Below are 20049 nucleotides of genomic sequence, written 5' to 3'. Positions count from 1 at the left end.
TTCGAAGCAAAGCGCCGGACGCTTCCACTTCCGCGGCGACTTCATAGGTCTTTCGATCGATCGTTCGCCAGTCGCTACGTCTTCGGAACAAGGTCGTGTTCTTTCGGCGAATGGGGCGATCGGACGGTGGCGGCAAGCGTTTGCCCGTTGGCTCGATCGCCGGATCCCGATGATCTTTTGGGGCGGTGGGGGAACATTGTCGCCCTCGAGGGGCCGCCATACGATGAGGAGAAGGACGAGCCGCACGAGCGGACCAAGGGTCCCTGACAAGGTGCCCCTCCCGGCCCGGTGCGATTCGCTGTCAAAACAGGGAGATCAGCCATGGGCGCGCAGAACATCGCCGGACATGCGAGTATCCTCTACGCCCGCAAGCAGGCCCAATGCCTGACGGAGCAGGAAGCCGAGCTGCTGGAATTCGACCGCACCCGCGGTAATGCCGACCAATCCGTGGAAAGCGATCGGGGTTTTCTCGTTCTGGGTCTGTGCATGATCATTTGCGAAGCGGCCTTCGGCTGGGTCGCCTTCAAGAAAATCTGGTTCGGCTGGCTGGGCATGCCCGGCTGGTGGTAGGTGGAAACCCGCAGCGAGACGCTACGCAGGCCCTATCGCCGGGATGGGTTTCCCGCGGTTTCACCTGCGAGGGGTACCGGACCCGCAAAGCCTCCCAAGCTGAGTTGCTTCGTCACGACGACAGCTGAACCAAGGCGCGCCAGGCAACACCTCTTCGGGCGGCAACCAACGATGGCGGTCGCGGAATTTCTCGGACCTAGATAGCCCGATCGGGCCAGATGGTTGCTGGAGCCGCTTGCTGCCGACCTTACAAGCACCGTCATGCCCCGTCCTGGCATCAGCGCGCGATGACGCTCGCACGGCGCTGTCTCGACCGGAACGGTTACTTCGCCAAAGAACATAGGGAAGAACGGTGGGGCGAATCGCCAGCCTTCCTTCGGGCCTTCTCCTTCAACCTTTTGAAGCAGACCTCGATCTCTCCCGCGAACCCACATGTCCTGATCGAACATTACGAAGTGGCAGCTTGTCTGAGGGAATTCCCTCGGTGGAAACCTTCAGCCGGCTCAAAAAAATTATCCACTGCTCTGTGGATAAGTCGGCTCGACTGCATCGTGATCCGGATGCCGTAGCGTCTGAGCGTACGGAAACGGCCGTAAGTGCACGATTATCTTGCACTTGTGCGTTTTCTCACACCTTAACAATTTGTAATAGGCAATATGGATGCATAGGTTGAATTCAGGAATCGTTTACCTACCAACGAGTTGCAGGCCCCGACCTTCGGATGCGGTCGGGCCTGCAGAGCGAGCCTGTGACTTTCCACCTAATTGATAGGGATGACGTCAAACATCAATTGTGAGGTCGATCGATGAGCGCCGTGCATGATGCCTCCTCCTTCAGCATTCACCCGGTCGACAAGGCTTCGCCAGGCGGGGTCGACAGTTTCCTCGCCGGCTCCTGGCTGGAGGATCAGCGACGCGGCCTCGATCGCGAGACGCCCCTCACAATCGCCGTCATCGACGATCGTCCGTTGATCCGTGACTGCTTCGGACGCGGATTGCGGGCCGTCGATGAAACGCTCGAGCTTCACTACTTCTCCGACCTGAAGTCGCTCGATGCGTCGGACGCAAAGATTGGGCACATCAACATCATCCTGATCTGCGCCACTTGGTCGAAGGCCAAGTCGGAGCATTATATGTCCCAGATCGCAAAGGTTCGTGCCGACAGGCCGGAGACCGATACGATCATCCTGTCGGAGATCGAGGACGTGTCGGACGTGCTACGAGCCTTCGAGGTCGGGGTGCGCGGGTACATCCCGCCGACGGTCAGCCTGGAGGTGGCGGTCAGCGCCATGCATCTGGTCGCGGCAGGTGGAATCTATGTCCCGGCCAGCATTCTGACCCGATGCGAGCAGCTCATCCGGCAAAGCCCCGCCGCGAGTGCGGACGAGGACAGCGTGAGCCTTTTCACGTCCAGACAGATGCTGGTGATCGATGCCCTTCGGAAGGGTAAGGCCAACAAGATCATCGCCTACGATCTGAACATGTGTGAAAGCACCGTCAAGGTTCATGTCAGAAACATCATGAAACGACTGAAGGCCCGCAACAGAACGGAAGTCGTCTATCTTTTGAGCAAGCTGGAGGGATCAAGACACCCTGCCTGATAGCGGCCGCTCGTACGCGAGACCCGCAACCGGGAAGTCATCGAACGCCATGTGTGAATGAGGTCGGGTAAGGAGACGCGTTCGATGCGTGAAAGCTCGCAGACCAACGGCTCGCTCAACGGCGAAATGGCGAGGGATCTGCGTGCGCTCCCGATGTTTCAGCGCCTGTCCGAGGCCACAATCCGGGAGCTCAATAGGCAGGCCCGATGGCTCGATGTTCGAGAAGGCGCGACCATCGTCCTGCCTGGCGATCTCCTCGACAAGGTCTTCGTCGTGACGCGGGGCGAATTCTGGTTCTTCGCCTATACCGAGGAAGGCAAGGTCGTTTCCCTCCGCGAATCCAGCGTCGGATCGTTCATCGGCGAAGCGGCTCTGGTCGGCGGCTTCACGGCCAACTTCGCGGTGGAGGCGTCAGCGGATTCCACCGTCGCCGTCATCAAACCGGCTGCGATCCTCGACCTCTTCTGCCAGGACCGGGAGCTGGTCCTCTCTCTCCTGCGAAGCGCGATCGATCGCGAGCAGGTTCTGATCGAACAGGTCGTCGAGTTGACGACGCTCGATGTCAGTCAGCGCATTCGCAGCGAGTTGATGCGCCTTTGCCGCAAGCACGCCCGGCACGACGGATCGGCGTCCATTCATCCCATCCCCACGCATTCCGATATCGCCTGCAGGATCGGAACCTATCGCGAAGCGGTGTCACGCACCATGAGCCACCTGCAGTATGCCGGCATCATCATTCGCGAAGACGACCGCCTTCTGGTGCCCGATGTCACCAAGCTGGGGTCCTGATCCGACGAACGGATGAGGATGTCAGGGTTCACTGGTCAACGAGATCGGAGTCTCGCGCGGGCTGTGGACACCCTGAAAGGCTTCCCTTGGGTGATCCAATGCATGCCGCGCCGGCCATCGATGCGACGGAGGGTCCCGCTCGGAAACACGGGCGAGACTCCCGCTGCAGGACGGCGCCCCTCGAAGGCAGGCCCTGGAACGTCTGGCCGACGGGTTCAGACGAACAGGTTGTACGTGATGAGTTCCGGCGCGGCGTGCTGGATGGCGACGAAGCTCTGATCCGCATAGACCACGAACAATGTCCCGTCGGGCATCTGCGTCAGGCCCGCTACCGGGACGCCGGTCTCGATCCGGTCTCCGCGATACCAGTCGAAGTCGGTGATGACGTCCTGAGCTCCAGCCGTATGGACGAACGTGTCGGCGCCCGCGTTGCCGGTCATGACGTTGAGGCCCCGCCCGCCGACGATGCGATCGAGGCCGTCGCCTCCGAGGAGCGTGTCGTTTCCCGCGCCGCCGTCGATCGTCGTTCCAACGCTGCCGATGACGCGGACGAGATCATCGCCGCCGACGGCGAAGACGAGATTGTGTCCATCGCCGATGATGGTGATGACGTCGTTCCCGTCCAGCGGATCGGCCGCACCACTGCCGCCAAAGATCGTGTTGTTGCCGCTCCCCTCGACCGTGATCGTATCGGCGCCGAGCCCGCCGACGATCACGTTGGAGCCGACGCCCTGGATGCGCAGCGTATCGTTTCCGAGCCCAGCGAAGAGATGGTTGTTGCCCGAGCCGCCGATGAAGATGTCGTCGTTGCCGGCATTGGCATAGACCACGTTCTGACCGTTGCCGCGCACCACGATGCGATCGGCGCCGTCGCTCGGGTCGGAACCGGTGTTGCCGCCGAAGATCGTGTTGTCGCCCGTGCTGTCGATCGTGATCGTGTCGCTGCCGGACCCGCCGACGACCGCGTTGTTCGCCTTGTTGAGGATCCGGACCTCGTCGTCCCCGAGGCCGGCCGAGATCGTCGCGTTGCCGAGCGCGCGGTAGAGGATCGTGTCGTTGCCGGCATTGGCGTAGATCTCGCCCGATCCCTCGCCCGCGACCGCGATCGCGTCATCGCCGTCCTGCGCGTCTCCCGGACCGCGGCCGCCGAAGACGAGGACGCGCTCGCCTGCCAGCGGCATGGCATGGATCGTATCGGCGCCGAGGTCGCCGTAGATCGTGTCGCTGCCCGAACCCGACGCGATGCGATCGCCGCCGCCCGTCCCGCGAAGAAGCTCGGAACGCGTCGATCCGGACGGAAACGGCGTGGCCATCAGGGTGTCGAGCAGCTGACTCATGGGGGCGGAACCTTTCAATGGAATGGAATGCAGGCCGGGGGTCATCGGGTGGTGGCGCCCCGGCTCGTCCGGGTCACCAAGCGTTGAACTGGGAGTTGAAGGTCGCGCCGATGCCGAAGCGGGTGTCCTTGGTGGATCCCTTCTTGTCCTCGGCCTTGAAGATCTGCCGGGCCTCGGAGAAGCGCCGCATCTTCAGGTTCGTCCAGCCGCGCAGCAATTCGGCGCCGCGATCGTAGCCCTTGGCGGCCTGGCGCTTGTCGAGCGTCGCCAGGGCGGCCTTGTAGTCGCCGGCATCGAACTGCTTCTGCGCTTCGCGAAGCGCCGCATCCTGGCCCCCGCCGCCGCCCTTGCGCACGGTCACCGGGCGTGCCTTGGCGCGCGGCGCACTGGCGGCAGAAGCCGTCTGGAACTCGGCAAGTTCAGGATAGCGTTCGCCGTATCGCGCCTTCACCGCCTTGAGCCCGGCCGTGTCCTTCAGGCGGGCGCTCGCGACGGCGAGGCCGATCACGCCCTGGCTGCTCTCGTCCCAGCCCACCGACTTCTCGAACCAAGCCTTGGCCGTCTCGACCTTCTCCTGGCCGATCCAGTACCATCCCAGCGACTGGGCGCCGAGGGCCGAGCGGCTTGCATCGACCACGTCGGCGAAGCGCCTGACCTCGTCCGCGCCCGGCAGCGTGTCGGAAGCCCCGGAACTCAGTCGCTCCGACACGAGCTCGATGTAGATCTTCTCGATTTCCGGCGCGCGATCGCGATTGTCGTAGGCGAGCTTGCCGGCCGCATCGAGGTCGCCGGCCTGCCGCAGCGAAAGAACCACGCCCTCGACGTTCTTCGGGCTGGAGTCGATCTGGGCCGCGGCGCGGAACCAGTCGGCGGCCTCCGCCCACTTCTTCTGGCCGTAGTAGTACCATCCGAAGAGTTGCGCATCGCCGGCCGAGCGCTCGCGCCCGACGAACTCGGCAAAGCGGGCGAGGTCGGCGTCCGCGGGAAGGTTGGAGGCGAGGCCGGATGCGACGCGGCCCATCTCGGCGCGCAAGGGGTCGAACCGGAGGGTGGCAAACTCGCTGCGCCCGTCCGCGCCTGTCCGGCCGAGCGCGATCAGCGCGTCGGCTCCGGCGGGGGGCAGGAGGGCGCTTGCCTTCTGGACGGTCGCCAGGCGCTGGCCGCCGTCCTGGCACTGCGAGAGAACGTAGGCGTAGGCGTCGTAGGCCCGTGCGAGGTCGCCCGTGCGCACAAGGGCTTCCCCGAGGTTCCACATCAGATCGACATTGTCGCAGGTGAGGAGCGACGGGCGGGACTGCGCGGCCTTCACAACCGCCGGCCACGAGCCGTTGGCAGCGGCCGCCGCGATGGACGATCGTGCCGTCGCGTCGGCCAGCTTCTCGCCGAGATCGGCCGTCGGCTGCCATCCGGCGTTGTCGCCCTTCAGCTTCTCGACCATCGCGGCCGCTCCCGCGTAGTCTCCTGTCGCAAAGAGATCCCAGATCGGCTGCTCGCTGACCTTCGGGCCCGCCGAAAACAGGTCTTCGGGGGGCGCCCAGGTCGGGTAGAGTGCCTTCAGGCGGCGGATTTCGGCGCCGACACGCGCCATGTCGCGTTGCGCGGCGTAGTAACGAAGGGCCGCATCGTCGGGGCCGGACGGTGCGTCGGGCTCGTTCGCGGCGGCCGCCGCGGGCGCGATCTGGAACGCGGCGGTCGGCGCCTGCGCGGGTGCTTCCGGCGGCTGGACGGCCGCGAACGGATTGGCGCCGCCCGCAGCCGGCGCGGCGGGGCTGGCTGCCGCGATCGGGGCGGGTGCGAAGGACGGCGGTCGCACGCCGCCCGCAGCCGGCGCCACCGCGGCCGGGGCGGCCAGCGCACCGGTGCCGAAGTTCGGCGCGGCCACCTGGGCATTGGTGGCGGTCAGTGAGACGAGGAGGAGGCTCGCGGACGCGAGCAGACAGGCTTTCACAGGCATCGCGGATACCTTTCGGCAAGGGCCAGGAGGCTCAGGAGATGAAGGGTGCTGGGGTAGTAGGTGGTCGGCTCGAAGTTTCGCGTGGCGTCCCCGGCCGGTCGGCCGTCGAGGGCGCAGGCGACAAGGTCGGCGATCGCGCCGTAGCCCGCCGCGGGAAGCGGATCGATCACGAGCCCCGTGTCGAGGTCGACGATCTTCGGGCCCGCGGTGCCCCAGCTTTCCCGGTAGGACGCGAGGAGGTCGCGCTCGGCAGGCCCGCTCCAGGCGAGATAGAGCGGAACGCGGACGGCGTTCCAGCCGAACATGGCGGGAAACGACCGGGCGGGGGCCGGCGTCCCCTTCGCCAACGAGATCCAGTCGCTCGGGAGCCCCTGCTCGCCGAACCGGGCGGAGGCCGCGAGATCGCGGCCGCTCTGCGAGAGGTTCGCCTTCGCCAGCGTCGGCGAGACGGCGGACAGGTCCTCGATCGCGGGAAACACCCAATAGGACAGGTTGACGACCGGTCCGTCCGGCTGTTCGCCCGCGCTGAAGCCCGAGACGGCCGGCATCAGGACGCTGCGCGATCCCGCGGGTTTTACGGCGAGTTCCGCGACCGCGTCGGCGATCCGGGTCGCCGAGCCCCGCCATTCCGGCACGTTCCACGCCTCGGCTGCGCGCAGGAGCGCCCAGGCGATCAGGAGATCGCCGTCCGAGGCGTCGTTCATGTCGGTGACGCGGGGCTCGGCGCCGGGGTCCCAGCGCCAGGCCGCGAGCCCGTCCTTGCGGATGAAGAGCTCCTGGCTGGTCCAGTTCCAGAGCTTCTCGAAGCTCGGCCGGTCGCCGGCGGCGACGGCCAGGAGCATGCCGTAGCCCTGCCCCTCGCTGTGGCTGATGGCACCGTTGTCGTCGTCGACGACCCGACCCTCGTCGGTGACGAAGCGGCTTCGATAGAGCTCCCAGCCCCCGACGAGGTAGTCGATCGGCTGAACCCGGACCTCCGGCAGCGCGTCGGCTGCGGCGAACGAGGGTTGTGGCGCCATCATCGTCGCGACCGCGAGCGCCAGCGCGCAAACATGTCTCCGGCCCGTCACGACTTCTTCTCGCCGAGCCGGCGCAGGAGCAGGAATGTCGACACGGCCAGGAGGATCGACGAGGCGAACATCAGCGCCGCGTAGCGATCGCTGTGCCGTGAGAACCAGCCAGCGAGGACCAGACGGGCGTTCGAGATGCTGCGCGGCTGCGTCTCGAACAGCATCTCCTTGTCGTCGTTCGTCGAGACGAGGGCCTGATCGGCCGCCGCCGGGATGTCGGTCCTGGCGCCGTCGATCGCATTCCACGTCGTCGGCGTGCCGAGGCGATGCAGCCCCTGCGTGAGCAGCGCCGAGGTCGGGGCGGTGAAGACAGTCCAGGCGGTTCCCGGCGCGGGCGTCGCGGCCTGCACAAGGAGCGCGCCGTCCTGCGGCAGTTCCCGCGGAGCCTCCGCCCGGCGTTCGCGATAGGTCGCGACGGCATTATGAATCGCATTCGTCACCGGACGCGTGATCTCGGCGACCCTTTGCCCGACGCCGACGGGATCGGCGAAGGCCGACAGCGTCGTGGCGTCCGGCGCGGGTACGTCGGCCGGTGCCTCGCCGTGCATGGTGGAGGCGTTGGCCTCCGACACGCCGCTCCATCCCGTCGGGGTCTCGGACAGGGCGAAGGCCGAGGTCCCGTCGCGCAGCCGCAGGGCCGATGCGAGGTCGTTGGGCAGGGACGAATAGGTCCCCACGGCCAGGAGATCGCCGCCCTCGGCATGCGGCAGCGTGTTGACGAAACGCGGTTGGCGCACCGTGCCGGAGCTGGCCGCCATGCGGGCGACGATGGTTGCCGCCGCATCGCGGGCCGACGGGTCGTTGCCCGGCACGTAGACCATCAGGTCGCGGTCGGCCGCCCCGAGCGAGCCGACGCCGGCCAGGGTCGCCGAAAGGTTCGGATAGGAGCCGACACGGGCCAGGGCGGGAAGTTCGAGGCGCGTGTCGCCAGACAGCGCAAACCGCGCGGGCCGCTCGCCGCCGGCGGTGGCTTCGCAAGCCTCATCCTCGGCATTGGGCACGAGAGCCTCGATGCTGATCGTGTTGGGGCCCGGCTTCAGACGGTTCAGCGGGACCTTCAGGCGCTTGTCCTCGATCCTGCCCGGCTGGGGCGAGGACAGGGGCAGCGTCGCGACCACCTGCCCGTTGGCACGGACGAAGAGCGTGGCATCCGCGGACAGATTGGCGGCATAGGCGCCGTTCAGGACCAGGCTGGCCGCGTCGTAGTCGGCCGCATAGAAATCCGCGGGAAGCGACAGGCGCAGGTCCTCGCGAAACAGGCGACCGGCAAAGGGCCTGCCGTCGACGCCCAGCGCGTCGAGCCGCAGGTCGGCATGGCCGGAGACGGCCCGGCCCCGGCGATCGGCGATGGCCTGCAGGCCGGCCTGCGAGCCGTCAGGGGCCCAGGTTTGCGCGCCGGCTCGAAGTTGATCGAGGGCCTTGCGCACGTCGCCGGCGGTGGAGCCGGTCACGACGAGCGTCGCCGGCCGATCCACGGCTGCAGGCAGAAGCGAAACGCCGGGCCAGGGCGTCTGCGCACCCGGCTGCCGGGCCAGGGGCCCGATCTCGTCCATCGTGCCGACGACGACGTCGAGCACGGCATCGCTGCCGCCCTCGCGGCCGAGCTGGACGAGCGGGTCGTCCATCGCACCGATCACGACGGCGGCCTCGATCGCGGCAAGCGTGTTGTCGGTCCGCTCCGCGGTCGAGCCTTCCGGCACGAGGCCGGCGATCCGGACCTTGCCCTGCCCGTCGCGCGGCAGGGCGGGCAGGTCGGCAAAGCCGGCGACGGCCGCGCCGGTCCTCGGGAAGCGCAGACCGCTCGCCGCGGGGTCGAACGACGTCCACAGCTCGTAGGTCCCCTGCACCGAGCAGTCGACGCGGTGGAACTGCTGCATGGAGATGCCGACGGCGTTGAAACCGGGGCGCAGGAGTCCGGGCGGCACGGGCAGGTCGAGTGACTGCGCGCTCCCGACCCGGATCGCCTGCGAGACGATCTCGACCCCGTTGACGCTGACGACGAGCGAGGAGCCTTCCGGCGCGACGGAGACGGCGGACGTGTAGCCGAGCGTAAGGCGGGCCTCCTTCGTGCTCTGCTCGCCCGTGACGAAGACGGGGAACACCCGATGGGACGCTTCGCCCGAGAACTGCAGGTCCGAGGACGCGGCGAGAAGCGGAGCGAGGTCCGCGCTTGGGGAGACGGCCGCCGTCGCTCCGGCCGGGGCGCCGGAGAAGTCGAAGGCCGGCGCCGTCTGCGCGCCCGCCGGCACGGTCGCGAGGGCGAGGAGGCCGAGGGCGGTCGCTCCGGCCATCCGGAGCCGATGGGAAGACAGGTTCCAGGTCATGGTCGTGTTCCGTTGGCTCAAGGGTGGGACGACGGCGCCGGGTCGGCGGCAGCCTGTAGCGGCGGGATCGAGAGGACGTTCTGCACGTCCGGACCGGATGAGGCCGGGCGATCGAAGACGAGGTGGCGGAAGGCGCGCAGCGGCGTGCCGAGGGCCCAGCCGATGATGCTGGCGCTCGACAGGACGAGGCCCCTGCGGCGCTGCCGACCGGCGCGCTGGGCACGCACGGAGGCCATGTCGCCCATCATCAGTTCGGCGATCAGCGGGTAGTCGCAGGTCTCCGTCCGGTAGTGGACGCCGAGGACCGGACGCCCGCCCTCTTCACCCGTCGAGCGGACCACCACCGGAAGCGTGCCGACCGGTGACCCGTCGGTCCGCGAGACCTTCAGGTCCGCACGCTGCTCGGTGCCGACGAAGGGCAGGCCGGCGAGCGGGCGGAGCTTGGCGCCCGAGGACGAGATGTCGACCACGACGACCGGCACCACGGTTTCGGCGAATGCGAGCTCGGCCATCCGTTCGGTGACGATGCGCGGCATGCCGCGGCGTTCGCGCCGCTCGGTGACGACGCCGAGCGCGGCGGCGGCGATCACGAGGTTGAGGAGGTTCCAGGCGCCGACCACGAGCAGGATGCCTCCGACCAGCGGCTCGGTCTGGTAGCGATAGACCGCGTAGCCCATCGCGCCGAGGAGGACGGCGAAGATCGCGAAGTACGGCCAGGCGAGTTCCGACAGGCGATCCTCGGCAAGGGTGTCGCCCTTGGCGGTGACGTTGAAGGTCGGCCGACGCGGATTGACGATGACGCTGAGGACGGCGCGGAAGAGATAGACGGACTGGACGTACTCGTAGAGCTCGGAGATCCACGGCCAGCGCACGCGGCCGTAGAGGTAGTTGCGGATCAGCGAACTGATGACGAGGTAGGTCAGCGTATAAGCGACGAACTCCTGCGCCGACACGTCGTAGATCTTCATGTCGAAGAAGATGAACAGGAGCGGCGCGATCAGGAAGACGACGCGCACGATCGGGAAGAACCAGATGAGCGCCGAAGACAGGTAGCAGATCCTCTGTGCCAGGCTGAGGCCCGGCACCAGCGCGGCGTTCTTCAGGAACAGGATCTGGAGCATGCCGCGGCACCAGCGCGACCTCTGGCCGATGAAGCTCGACAGCGTCTCCGGCTGAAGGCCCGTGACCATCGGCCGGTCGACATAGACGCTCTTCCAGCCGCGCGAGTGCAGGTCGAGGGCGGTCTCGCAGTCCTCGGTGATCGTGATGCCGGAGAAGCCGCCGACCTCCATCAGGGCGGACCGGCGCAAGAGGGCCGCGGACCCGCAGAAGAATGCCGCGTTCCACTTGTCGAGGCCCTTCTGGATCGTGCCGTAGAACATCTCGTTCTCGGACGGCATCCGCTCGAAGGTGCTCAGATTCTTCTCGATCGGATCCGGATTGGAGAAGAAATGCGGCGTCTGGACGAGGAAGGTCTTCGGGTCGGCCACCATGTAGCCGACCGTCTGGCGCAGGAACTCCCGCGCCGGCGCATGATCGGCATCGAAGACCACGACCAGCTCACCGTTCGAGGCGGCAAGCCCCGCATTGAGATTGCCGGCCTTGGCGTGGGTGTTCCGGGCCCGCGTGACGTAGGTGACCCCGAGATCCCGGCACAGCGCCTGCAGGTCCTCGTGGCGATGGCGCGCCTCGGCGGCCTTCATCGGATCGCGGGCGTTGCGCTTCTCGTCGGTTCCGCCGTCGTCCAGGAGGAACACGCGCAGCTTGCCCGCGGGATAGTCCATGGCGAGAGCGCTCGACAGCGTCAGCGCCAGGATCGCCTTGCTTTCGTTGTAGGACGGCACGAACACGTCGACATGCGGCAGGGCCGCGTCGTCGACCTCCGGCGCTGCGGCGCGCTCGAGCGGGTCGGACACGACGAAGAGGTTCATCCCGAGGAGGACGATGTAGAACATCTCCGCGAGGTAGAGGATCACGGCCGGGACGAAGTTGGCGAGGTCGTCGGGCGAGGGCAACGTCGCCGTGGTGCGCCAATAGGCATAGCGCAGGACCACGGCAGTCGTGATCGCCAGGAACACGAAGCGCCAGGGCCCCTGCAGGCGCAGCACGTAGATCGCCGCACCGACCGCGATCGCGATCGACGCCACCGTCAATTGCGCGTCGACGCTGACGGGTTGGCTGATGAGGAACAAGCCGCTGCAGGCTGTGAGAAGCCACAGCAAGCCGAGCACGGGAAAGCGCATTCTGCCCTCGCGGTTACAATTTTATGAAAGATCAATCGCAGGAGAAACGCTTGCCTTGCTAATCTCCTACCCTATGGGAAGTATCATCTAGACTTTAAGTCATGACTATATGCCAGACCGTGGACTCGATCGTTTTTCGCAAGGGAGCGTTAATGCGTTCGCCGAGATCTTCGGAGGGAACGCGACGCCGATGCCGCTGCGGCGGCAGGACCGGGAACGTCGTCCGGATCGCTTCCGATGGCTGCGGTGCACGCATAGGTGCGACGTATTCGCGGTCCGTCCGGACCGCCCACGATCGGTGACGGATTCCGATCCGCCACCATTTCGAAGATCATTCGGTCCGAAGCTCGAGAGCCGTCATTTGCCCCGAGTTGGGCACCCGCCCCGATGCTCCGGCGAGCCGGCCTTGTGAGCCTCCGCTCGAGGCGAAATCGTCCATTACCGACGGAGGATTGCCCCTGCCGTCAGCCCTCGATCGCGTGCGGCACGAAGCGCGACAGGTTGCGGGTGATGCGCGAGCGGTCCTCGCGGATGCCGAGCCCGGCCGCCTCGTTGCCGACGACCCAGGCGCCGAGCACCGCGAACTGCCCCTCGGCCTCGAACAGCGGCGTCAGTTCCTGGACGATGGCAGGCCCCGCGCCGTAATCGCCGTCCGTCGCCTCGGCTTCGCGGCCGCCTTCGAGGATCGCGATGTTCTCGCCCTCGCGCGAGAAGAAGGGCTTGCGCACGGAGCGCTCGAGCGAGCCGGCGCGCGGGTCGTCCCGGAAGAAGGCCGGCAGGAGGTTGGGATGGCCGGGATGGCGCTCCCAGAGAAGCGGCAGGATGCCCTTGTTCGAGAGGATCGCCTTCCAGCCTGGCTCGACCCACTGCGTTCCCGACGCCGGGAGATGGCGCGCGAAGGGCTCGCGCATCATGTCCTCCCACGGATAGAGCTTGAAGCAGCGGTCGATGACGCGCTCGTTCGGGTCGGTGAAGCGACCGATCGCGTCGACGCCGATCGAGCCCATGTCGATGAGGGCCGTATGGTGCCCGGCCTGCACGGCGCAGTCCATGAGATAGGCCGCGGTCCCGCGGTCCTCGTCGCTCGCCGTCACCGCCGCAAAGTGGAAGATGCGGTCCGCCGGAAACGCCGCGAAGGCGGAGACGAGACTCTCCTGCAGGAGGTTGAACTGGTCGGCGTCGCCGGGCAGGCGTCCGAGCGCGATCTGGTCGGTCAGCCAGTTGTGCTGGAAGTAGGCCGCCTCGAAGATGCCGGTCGGCGTGTCGGCGTTGTATTCCAGAAGCTTGGCGGGCCCGCGCCCGTCATAGGCGAGGTCGAAGCGGCCGTAGAGCGAGGGCTCTCCCTCGCGAAAGGACCGGCGCACGAAGTCGAACTGCTCCGGCGGGATGTCGAGGCGCGCCATCAGCGCGTCGGACGCGGCGACCTCCGCCGCAAGGTCGAGGCAGAGCACATGCAGCGCCTGCGTCGGAGCCTCGACCTTCGCCTCGATCTCGGCGAGGCTGAAGCGGTAGTAGATGTCGTCCAGCCAGTAGGGCTCGCCGTACATCTCGTGGAACCCGAAGCCGACGGCCTCGGCCTTCCGTTGCCAGCCCTCGCGCGGCTCGATGCGTCGACGCTCCACCCTCAGCCGCCGAAGGAGAAGCCGCCGCGGCTCGACGACAGGCCGCCGAAGCCGCTGCGCGAGACGGTGCGGGTGTTGACGTTGGCGGGCCGCGGCGTCGCGGTCTGCGTGCCGATCACCGGGTCGGATCGGTAGGTCGTGCCGTTCCGCCCGGTGAAGATCGGCGTCGGACGCACATAGGAGCCGCCGCCCACATAGCTGCCGTAGGAGTTGTAGTTGGTCATCCGCTGCACGGCGGAGGAGATGAGATAGCCGGTCATGAAGGGCAGGAAGAAGCTGCCCCCGCCCGTAGTGCCGGCCTGGTCGCGCGGCACCTCCATGCAGCGCCCGGCACCGTACTCGGTCTCGCAGGCCGCCTGGCCGTCGAACTTCGGTGCATCGCGCAGGTGCTGGCTGAGCGCCGCCTGATACTCGGCGTTGCAGATGTTGTTGTCGATGCCCGCTTCGATGCACTGCGCGGGCGAGGTGAAGAGCGTGTCGTCGGCGGGCTCGTCGCCACAGCCCGACAGCGCCAGACCACCGGCGGCGATGGTGCCGAGCGCCAGAAGCGGCGGTCTTTGGGAGAGGAAGCGTCGGGTCATGGCCGCGTCCCTCAATAGGTCATGCAGGCGGCGTTGAGCATGCCGATCGCCAGCGACATGCCGGCCGACCACAGCCCGCCGGCCATCTCGCCATTCGTGATCCGCTGGGGAAGCCCGCGCATCGTCAGGCAGGCGACGGCAAAGGCGATCGCCTGGAACACGGCGCCGATCAGCGCCCAGATCACGAAGTCGACGAGCGAGACGGAGTTCGCCGCGGCCGAGGCGAGCGGCAGCGAGAAGCCGAGGATCGCGCCGAGGAAGGCGACGACCGCCGTCGCGTTGCCGGTTCGGATCAGCGTCAGCTCGTGCTGCGGCGTCAGGGCGGAATAGAGAACGGAGAAGGCGGCGAGCGAGCCGAGCCCGGTGGCGAAGTAGGCGAGAAAGGCCGGCAGGCCTGCGACGTAGCCGAACATGCTGCGGAAGGTCCTTGTGTCAGAAGAGGGCGCGCGCGGGGATCACAGGCGACGCACGTCGGCCGCCATCAGGCCGTAGCCAAGGATGAACTCGACCGACGCGCCTTGCGAGGGTCCGGTGCCGAGATCGCGCTCGATGTTGATCAGCAGCATCTCGCGCGCCTGTCCGAGCGGGCGGGCGTAGAGCATGCAGGACTGGTGGATCTCGCGTCGGCTCTGGCCGTCGTTCACGGTCTCGACGAACTCCACGAGGTCGGCACGCCCCGCCCCGTCGCCCCAGAAGCGCTCGAAGACGATGCCGTCCGCGTCGTAGCGCGGTTGGCCGATGAGGCCCGAGGGCCCGCGCCAGCGCGCCCAGTCCGCCGCGCCCGCTGGCACCACGGAGTCCCAAGGCTGGTAGAGGCTGACGTCGAGAAGCTCGTCGCCGGGTGCCGCGGACGCCGAGAGGATCTGGAGCATCGTGTTGTCGTCGGCATAATAGCGCGAGAGGACCGTCTGCGGGTCGAGCCGCGCCTCGCCATAGGCGGCGACCAGCATCACCCCGCCGGCCGGCAGCGGCATGGCGGGCTCGGCGCCCGCCGTCATCGCCTGGAGGCTGAGGGTGTCGATCTCGATGCCGCCATCGATGGCGGCGCTGAGCGGCCCGTATTCCGCGGGCAGCGCCGCCGCGTTTTCACCCGATCCCCAGCCGAAGAAGCGTCCGATCATCCGCGTTCCACCTTGTGCCGCTCGCTGCAACCCTTATGACATGCCGGCCGCCCGACGGAAGGGCGACGACGGTTCGAGACGGGAGTTTGAGAGACATGGCCAACTGGAATCTCGCATCCCTGACGGAGCTTTTCGCCTCCGATCCCCCCGCGCTCGGAGACGTCGACGTCTCGATCGAGGGCGACGTCCTGCGGGTCACCCTGAAGGAAAAGGGCCATCTCGACGTCTTCGTCGTCGCGGGCGGCGAGCAGATCCTCGCCAGCGTCATGCTGGCGCCCGCCGACAGCGTGCCCGAGCGCAGCGCCTTCGAGCGCCTCGCGCTCAAGACGCACAAGCTCGTGCCGCTTTCCACCTTCGGCATCTCGATCGTGAACGGGCAGGAGTGGTACGAACTCTTCGGCTCGCTCTCGGCCCGCTCGTCGGCCGAGGTCGTGGTCGAGGAAGTCGCGGTGCTCGCCGGCAACGCCGAGGACGCGGCCCGCCTCATCGAGGAATGGCGCAACGGGGAGATCGCGGCATGAGCGTCTGGGGCAAACTCTTCTCGGCCGTGCGTGGCGGCATCAACGAGGCGGCCGAAAGCGCGGCGGACACGCAGGCGCTGCGCATCCTCGACCAGGAGATTCGCGACGCCGACAATGCGCTCCGCAAGGCGCGCTCCGACCTCGCCGGCATCATGGCGACGGCCAAGGCGCTCGGCCGCCGCGTCGACGAGGCCCGCGCCAAGGACCAGAAGGATCTCGAATCGGCACGCGCGGCGATGGCGGCCGGCCGCGAGGACCTCGCCCGCCAGCTTGCCGACCGCATGTCGCGCAACCGCGCCGACATGGCCCGCGACGAGGCCGAACTGCAGCGCCTGCAGGGTGCGCAGTCGCAGATGCTGCGGGCCGTGCAGGACACCGAGACGCGCATCCAGACGATGCGCCGCGAGGTGGAAGGCGTGAAGGCGAACGAGTCGCTCCTGCAGGCGCAGTCGGCGATCGCCTCCAGCCATGCCGGCGTCAACTCGCGTCTCGGCAGCGCGATGGAATCGCTCGAGCGCGTCAAGAAGCGGCAGGAGGCCATGGCGGGACGGCTCGAGGCGGGCGCCGAGCTTCAGGCGCTGCAGAGCGGCTCCTCGCTCGACCAGGCGCTTCTGGAAGCGGGGATCGGCGGCAACCGGTCCTCGTCGGACGACATCTTCGCCGAGATCACGCGTGGCGAGGCTCCGAAGGCGATCTCCTCCGAGGCGCCGAGCGTCGGCATCACGTATCGGCCGAAGCCCTGAACCGCAGTCCCCGCGACTGACGAGGATCGACCCGATCGGGACCCGTCTGGGACACGATGAAGTCGATACCCCCGGTCGTTTGCCGGGTTGGCGGAGCGGCTTCGGCCGCTCCCTTGCGGGAGCTTCAGGCCGTCTGCGAGCCGGCGAAGATCCTGTTCGATCACTGGCATCGATGGAACGAGACGGACGCTTCGACCTGTCCCCATACCCGGAACGAACCGACTGGGCCTCCGGATGGAATGCCACGCCAGGGCCAACCCTTGGCATCGACACCGACAAGCGAACTGGGCCGTTCGGTTCCCACATCCCATCCGGATGGGTCGCGCGGCATCAGCGGACGTCATCTCTGTCGATATCCGTCGTCCATGCGCCCCGAACCATCAGCGGCTGCGGCCAATTGCCGGCAAGCCTTCTTGCCGCTGCCCCAAAACGCCTTCGCCGCGCGGCTTCCTGGGAGACCTCGTAGTCCCGCGCTTGTCGAGGCCGCCCGATCCGACGCATGCCGCCGAGGCATGCGGTCGCGAAAGGTGCCCCCAATCCTCGGCTCTCACCCGACGCGCTAGAATCCAGCAGCACGACCACACGTCGGCCCGTCCGAAACTCGGCCGGGGTTCTAAGTTGCGAAAGCGAACTCGGTGCTCTCTGACGCCCGAAGGGCGCGCCCCTTGCGACCGGGGTCGCAGAGCCCAACCCCCTTCCCGATCCCCGAAATAGCCGCACCGCAGAGGCGGAAACCAGACACCTCGACACGGCGCCCTCTCCCGCGCGCCTGCCCGTTCGCCGCCCTTGCACCCTGCCCGACCGCGGCGGCTTGCCAGACGGCGTAACGGCGGGTACTGCTGCCCGCAACAAGGGAAGGTTGCCTTATGAGATTCTTGGGTTCGGTGTCCGCGTTCGTGGGAAGAACGTTCGCGACCTGGGTCATCGTGTTCGCCGCGCTCGGATTCTTCCTGCCCGCCGCCTTCCGGCCTGTCGCGCCCTACATCGTGACGCTCCTCGGCATCATCATGTTCGGCATGGGGCTCACTCTGTCGCTCGACGACTTCCGCGAGGTCGGCCGCCGTCCCTTCGACGTCGGCGTCGGCGTGCTCGGACAGTTCCTGATCATGCCGCTCGTGGCGGTTCTCCTGACGCGCATCATCCCGATGTCGCCGGAGGTCGCGGCCGGCGTCATCCTCGTCGGCTGCTGCCCCGGCGGCACGTCGAGCAACGTGATGACCTATCTCAGCAAGGGCGACGTCGCCCTGAGCGTCGCCTGCACCAGCGTCACCACGCTCCTTGCCCCGCTGGTCACGCCGTTTCTGGTCTGGCTCTTCGCCAGCCAGTTCCTGCCGATCGACGCCATGAGCATGTTCGTCAGCATCGTGAAGGTCATCCTCCTGCCCCTCGCGCTGGGCTTCGCGCTCCAGAAGCTCGCCCCGTCGCTCGTGCGGGTGGCCGAGCCCGCCCTGCCCCTCGTCAGCGTCACCGGCATCGTCCTCATCGTCGCGGCGGTCGTGGCCGTCAATCAGGCAGCCATCGCCGGTTCCGGCCTCCTGATCTTCGCCGTCGTGATCCTGCACAACGGCATCGGCTATGCGCTGGGGTTCCTGGCGGCACGGGCCTGCGGCCTGTCGCTGGCCAAGCGCAAGGCGATCAGCATCGAGGTCGGCATGCAGAACAGCGGTCTCGGCGCGGCCCTGGCGAGCGCCCACTTCTCGCCGCTGTCCGCCGTTCCCAGCGCGATCTTCAGCGTCTGGCACAACATCTCCGGCGCGCTTCTCGCCAATGTCTATGCGCGGCTGCGGGACGAGCGGGAGAAGCCGCGAAGCATCGCCCCGGCCGAATGAGGGCAGCCGCTCGCGGCGCGCAGAATAGCCCTCACGAAGCGTCGATCCTGGTGGTGGCCGGCAAGGGCCGTGCGCTGCGGCCCTCGTGAAGCGTCGCGTCCGCGATCGTCAGCGGGCGACGATCCGCTCGGGCTTGCCCTGCATCAGCCACTCGCCCTCGATCTCGGCGGACGCCCGGGCCCAGAACTCGTGCTCGTGGCCCCAGGGCCGGCCTGCAGCCTCCCACAACTGGTAGGCGCGGTCGCGCACGCGCTTGCTCATGTCTTCGAGGCAACCGGTGGAAATCGAACAGGCGGCTCCCGTCAGGGGGTGCTGACTCATCATGGTCATGGCTGGGCTCGCAAAGATGTTCGCTTCAAGGATGTGGGTCGCCCGCGGCCGCTCGATTCGAGCATCGCAGGGCGGATCAGGTCGTAGATTGTCCCGATCCGCGTCACGTCGAGAGGGCCATCCGAGGATAGTTCGATGGACGCCTCATCAACCGCGGACCGAAAGAGCGATCCCTTTCAAGGGCATGGGGCCGATCTCCCGGCGTGGCATGACGCTGGTCGCCGCCACGGACCACCGGCGAGGCGGATCCAAACGAGGCCATCGCGAACCACGGTCGCCCGTCAGTCCATCTCCACGATCTTACGACCTCATCATACCAGTTGACATCTGTTCCGGCGTCGTCCGATAGTCCCGTCGGCCCTTGGGAGAGGGAGCGGAGATTTGATGCGGGTCGCTGGGGGGCCGCGCCTCCGCGTTGAGGAGGACCACATGCTCAAGACGTTCATCCTGTCGGCGCTGTCTGCCGCCGCCATCGTTTCCTCGCCGATCACGGCGTCGGCTGCGGACCTGATGGCGATCATCACCCCTAGCCACGACAACCCGTTCTTCAAGGCCGAGGCGGAAGGCGCCGCGGCCAAGGCTAAGGAACTCGGCTTCGAGCCCCTGATCCTCGTCCACGACGACGACGCCAACAAGCAGAACCAGCTGATCGACACGGCCATCGCGCGCGGCGCGAAGGCGATCGTCCTCGACAACGCCGGCGCGGCGGCCACCACGGCGGCGGTGCAGAAGGCCAAGGACGCCGGCATCCCGTCCTTCCTGATCGACCGCGAGATCAACGAGACCGGCATCGCCGTGTCGCAGATCGTCTCCAACAACTACCAGGGCGCGCAGCTCGGCGCCGAGGAGTTCGTCAAGCTGATGGGCGAGGAGGGGCCGTATGCCGAGCTTCTCGGCCGGGAGGCCGACACCAATGCCGGCATCCGCTCCGGCGGCTACCACGAGGTGATCGACCAGTATCCCGACATGAAGATGGTGGCCCAGCAGTCCGCCAACTGGAGCCAGACCGAGGCCTTCGAAAAGATGCAGACGATCCTGCAGGCCAATCCGGAGATCAAGGGCGTCATCTCGGGCAACGACACGATGGCGATGGGCGCCTGGGCCGCGCTGGAGCAGGCCGGGCGCAAGGACGTGATCGTGGTCGGCTTCGACGGCTCCAACGACGTGCGCGACTCGATCAAGGCCGGCGGCATCAAGGCGACCGTGCTGCAGCCGGCCTACCGTCAGGCCCAGCTCGCGGTGGAACAGGCCAAGCAGTATCTCGAGACCGGCAAGACGGGCGTCGAGGAGAAGCAGCTGATGGACTGCGTCCTGATCAATGCCGACAACGCGGCCAAGCTCGAGACCTTCGCCCTGAAGGACTGACGGGTCGCCGGGCGGTCCCGCCGACCGCCCGCCCACCTGCTGCCGATCCA

Annotated in this window: 17 protein-coding genes; 7 read left to right on the top strand and 10 right to left on the bottom strand. The window is 67.4% G+C overall.

Annotation, left to right across the window (positions count from 1 at the left end):
* The first annotated feature begins 321 nt into the window (after positions 1-321).
* The 3 genes from ACLNGM_RS06010 to ACLNGM_RS06000 all read left to right on the top strand — a co-directional run bounded on the left by ACLNGM_RS06010 (position 322) and on the right by ACLNGM_RS06000 (position 2959).
* Positions 322-570, top strand: a complete 249-nt coding sequence (locus tag ACLNGM_RS06010; protein ID WP_090964877.1) for a hypothetical protein — start codon at positions 322-324, stop codon at positions 568-570.
* Positions 571-1375: 805 nt separating this feature from the next.
* On the top strand, positions 1376-2170 hold the full coding sequence (locus tag ACLNGM_RS06005; protein WP_416357604.1) for a LuxR C-terminal-related transcriptional regulator: 795 nt from the start codon (positions 1376-1378) through the stop codon (positions 2168-2170).
* Positions 2171-2254: 84 nt separating this feature from the next.
* The gene (locus ACLNGM_RS06000) at positions 2255-2959 is read left to right on the top strand and encodes a Crp/Fnr family transcriptional regulator (RefSeq protein ID WP_183193314.1); all 705 of its coding nucleotides are present in this window, start codon (positions 2255-2257) and stop codon (positions 2957-2959) included.
* Positions 2960-3174: 215 nt separating this feature from the next.
* On the opposite strand, the gene ACLNGM_RS05995 is transcribed toward ACLNGM_RS06000, so the two are convergent.
* From ACLNGM_RS05995 to ACLNGM_RS05955, 9 genes are all read right to left on the bottom strand, one after another.
* Positions 3175-4296, bottom strand: a complete 1122-nt coding sequence (locus tag ACLNGM_RS05995; RefSeq protein WP_090964883.1) for a calcium-binding protein — start codon at positions 4294-4296, stop codon at positions 3175-3177.
* Positions 4297-4369: 73 nt separating this feature from the next.
* Positions 4370-6250 (bottom strand): hypothetical protein, encoded by a 1881-nt coding sequence (locus ACLNGM_RS05990; RefSeq protein WP_416357603.1) that lies wholly within the window; start codon positions 6248-6250, stop codon positions 4370-4372.
* Positions 6241-7320, bottom strand: a complete 1080-nt coding sequence (locus ACLNGM_RS05985; RefSeq protein ID WP_244546043.1) for a glycosyl hydrolase family 8 — start codon at positions 7318-7320, stop codon at positions 6241-6243. Before ACLNGM_RS05985 ends, ACLNGM_RS05990 begins: the two co-directional genes overlap by 10 nt.
* Positions 7317-9644, bottom strand: a complete 2328-nt coding sequence (locus tag ACLNGM_RS05980; protein WP_416357602.1) for a cellulose biosynthesis cyclic di-GMP-binding regulatory protein BcsB — start codon at positions 9642-9644, stop codon at positions 7317-7319. The genes ACLNGM_RS05985 and ACLNGM_RS05980 overlap by 4 nt, the downstream gene beginning before the upstream one ends.
* 17 nt (positions 9645-9661) lie before the next feature.
* Positions 9662-11887, bottom strand: a complete 2226-nt coding sequence (gene bcsA, locus ACLNGM_RS05975) for a UDP-forming cellulose synthase catalytic subunit (RefSeq protein WP_090964889.1) — start codon at positions 11885-11887, stop codon at positions 9662-9664.
* 464 nt (positions 11888-12351) lie between these two features.
* Positions 12352-13509 carry a glutathionylspermidine synthase family protein gene (locus tag ACLNGM_RS05970; protein WP_416357601.1) on the bottom strand — a complete coding sequence of 386 codons (1158 nt, stop codon included), beginning with the start codon at positions 13507-13509 and terminating at the stop codon, positions 12352-12354.
* A gap of 2 nt (positions 13510-13511) precedes the next feature.
* A complete protein-coding gene (locus ACLNGM_RS05965; RefSeq protein WP_416357600.1) occupies positions 13512-14090 on the bottom strand; it encodes a DUF1190 domain-containing protein in 579 nt (192 codons plus the stop codon).
* 11 nt (positions 14091-14101) lie between these two features.
* Entirely contained in the window at positions 14102-14503 is a 402-nt protein-coding gene (locus ACLNGM_RS05960; protein ID WP_416357599.1) for a DUF350 domain-containing protein, read from the bottom strand.
* Between the two features lie 42 nt (positions 14504-14545).
* On the bottom strand, positions 14546-15211 hold the full coding sequence (locus ACLNGM_RS05955) for a DUF2491 family protein (protein WP_416357598.1): 666 nt from the start codon (positions 15209-15211) through the stop codon (positions 14546-14548).
* Between the two features lie 95 nt (positions 15212-15306).
* Between ACLNGM_RS05955 and ACLNGM_RS05950 the strand changes: the two genes are divergently transcribed.
* The 3 genes from ACLNGM_RS05950 (at position 15307) to ACLNGM_RS05940 (ending at position 18304) form a co-directional block, all read left to right on the top strand.
* On the top strand, positions 15307-15732 hold the full coding sequence (locus ACLNGM_RS05950; protein WP_090964899.1) for a DUF2170 family protein: 426 nt from the start codon (positions 15307-15309) through the stop codon (positions 15730-15732).
* Positions 15729-16475, top strand: coding sequence for a PspA/IM30 family protein (locus ACLNGM_RS05945; protein ID WP_416357597.1), 747 nt, complete (start codon positions 15729-15731; stop codon positions 16473-16475). The genes ACLNGM_RS05950 and ACLNGM_RS05945 overlap by 4 nt, the downstream gene beginning before the upstream one ends.
* Positions 16476-17341: 866 nt before the next feature.
* Positions 17342-18304, top strand: coding sequence for a bile acid:sodium symporter family protein (locus ACLNGM_RS05940; protein ID WP_416357596.1), 963 nt, complete (start codon positions 17342-17344; stop codon positions 18302-18304).
* 108 nt (positions 18305-18412) lie between these two features.
* On the opposite strand, the gene ACLNGM_RS05935 is transcribed toward ACLNGM_RS05940, so the two are convergent.
* A complete protein-coding gene (locus ACLNGM_RS05935) occupies positions 18413-18634 on the bottom strand; it encodes a DUF2934 domain-containing protein (RefSeq protein ID WP_244546044.1) in 222 nt (73 codons plus the stop codon).
* Positions 18635-19063: 429 nt separating this feature from the next.
* Between ACLNGM_RS05935 and ACLNGM_RS05930 the strand changes: the two genes are divergently transcribed.
* On the top strand, positions 19064-19999 hold the full coding sequence (locus tag ACLNGM_RS05930; RefSeq protein ID WP_090964904.1) for a D-ribose ABC transporter substrate-binding protein: 936 nt from the start codon (positions 19064-19066) through the stop codon (positions 19997-19999).
* The last annotated feature ends 50 nt before the right edge of the window (positions 20000-20049 follow it).

The sequence above is a fragment of the Aureimonas phyllosphaerae genome (assembly GCF_047943035.1).
GTDB classification, from domain to species: Bacteria; Pseudomonadota; Alphaproteobacteria; order Rhizobiales; family Rhizobiaceae; genus Aureimonas; species Aureimonas phyllosphaerae.
The sequence above is the reverse complement of the archived record's forward strand: the minus strand, read 5'-3'. Positions and strand labels throughout refer to the sequence as shown.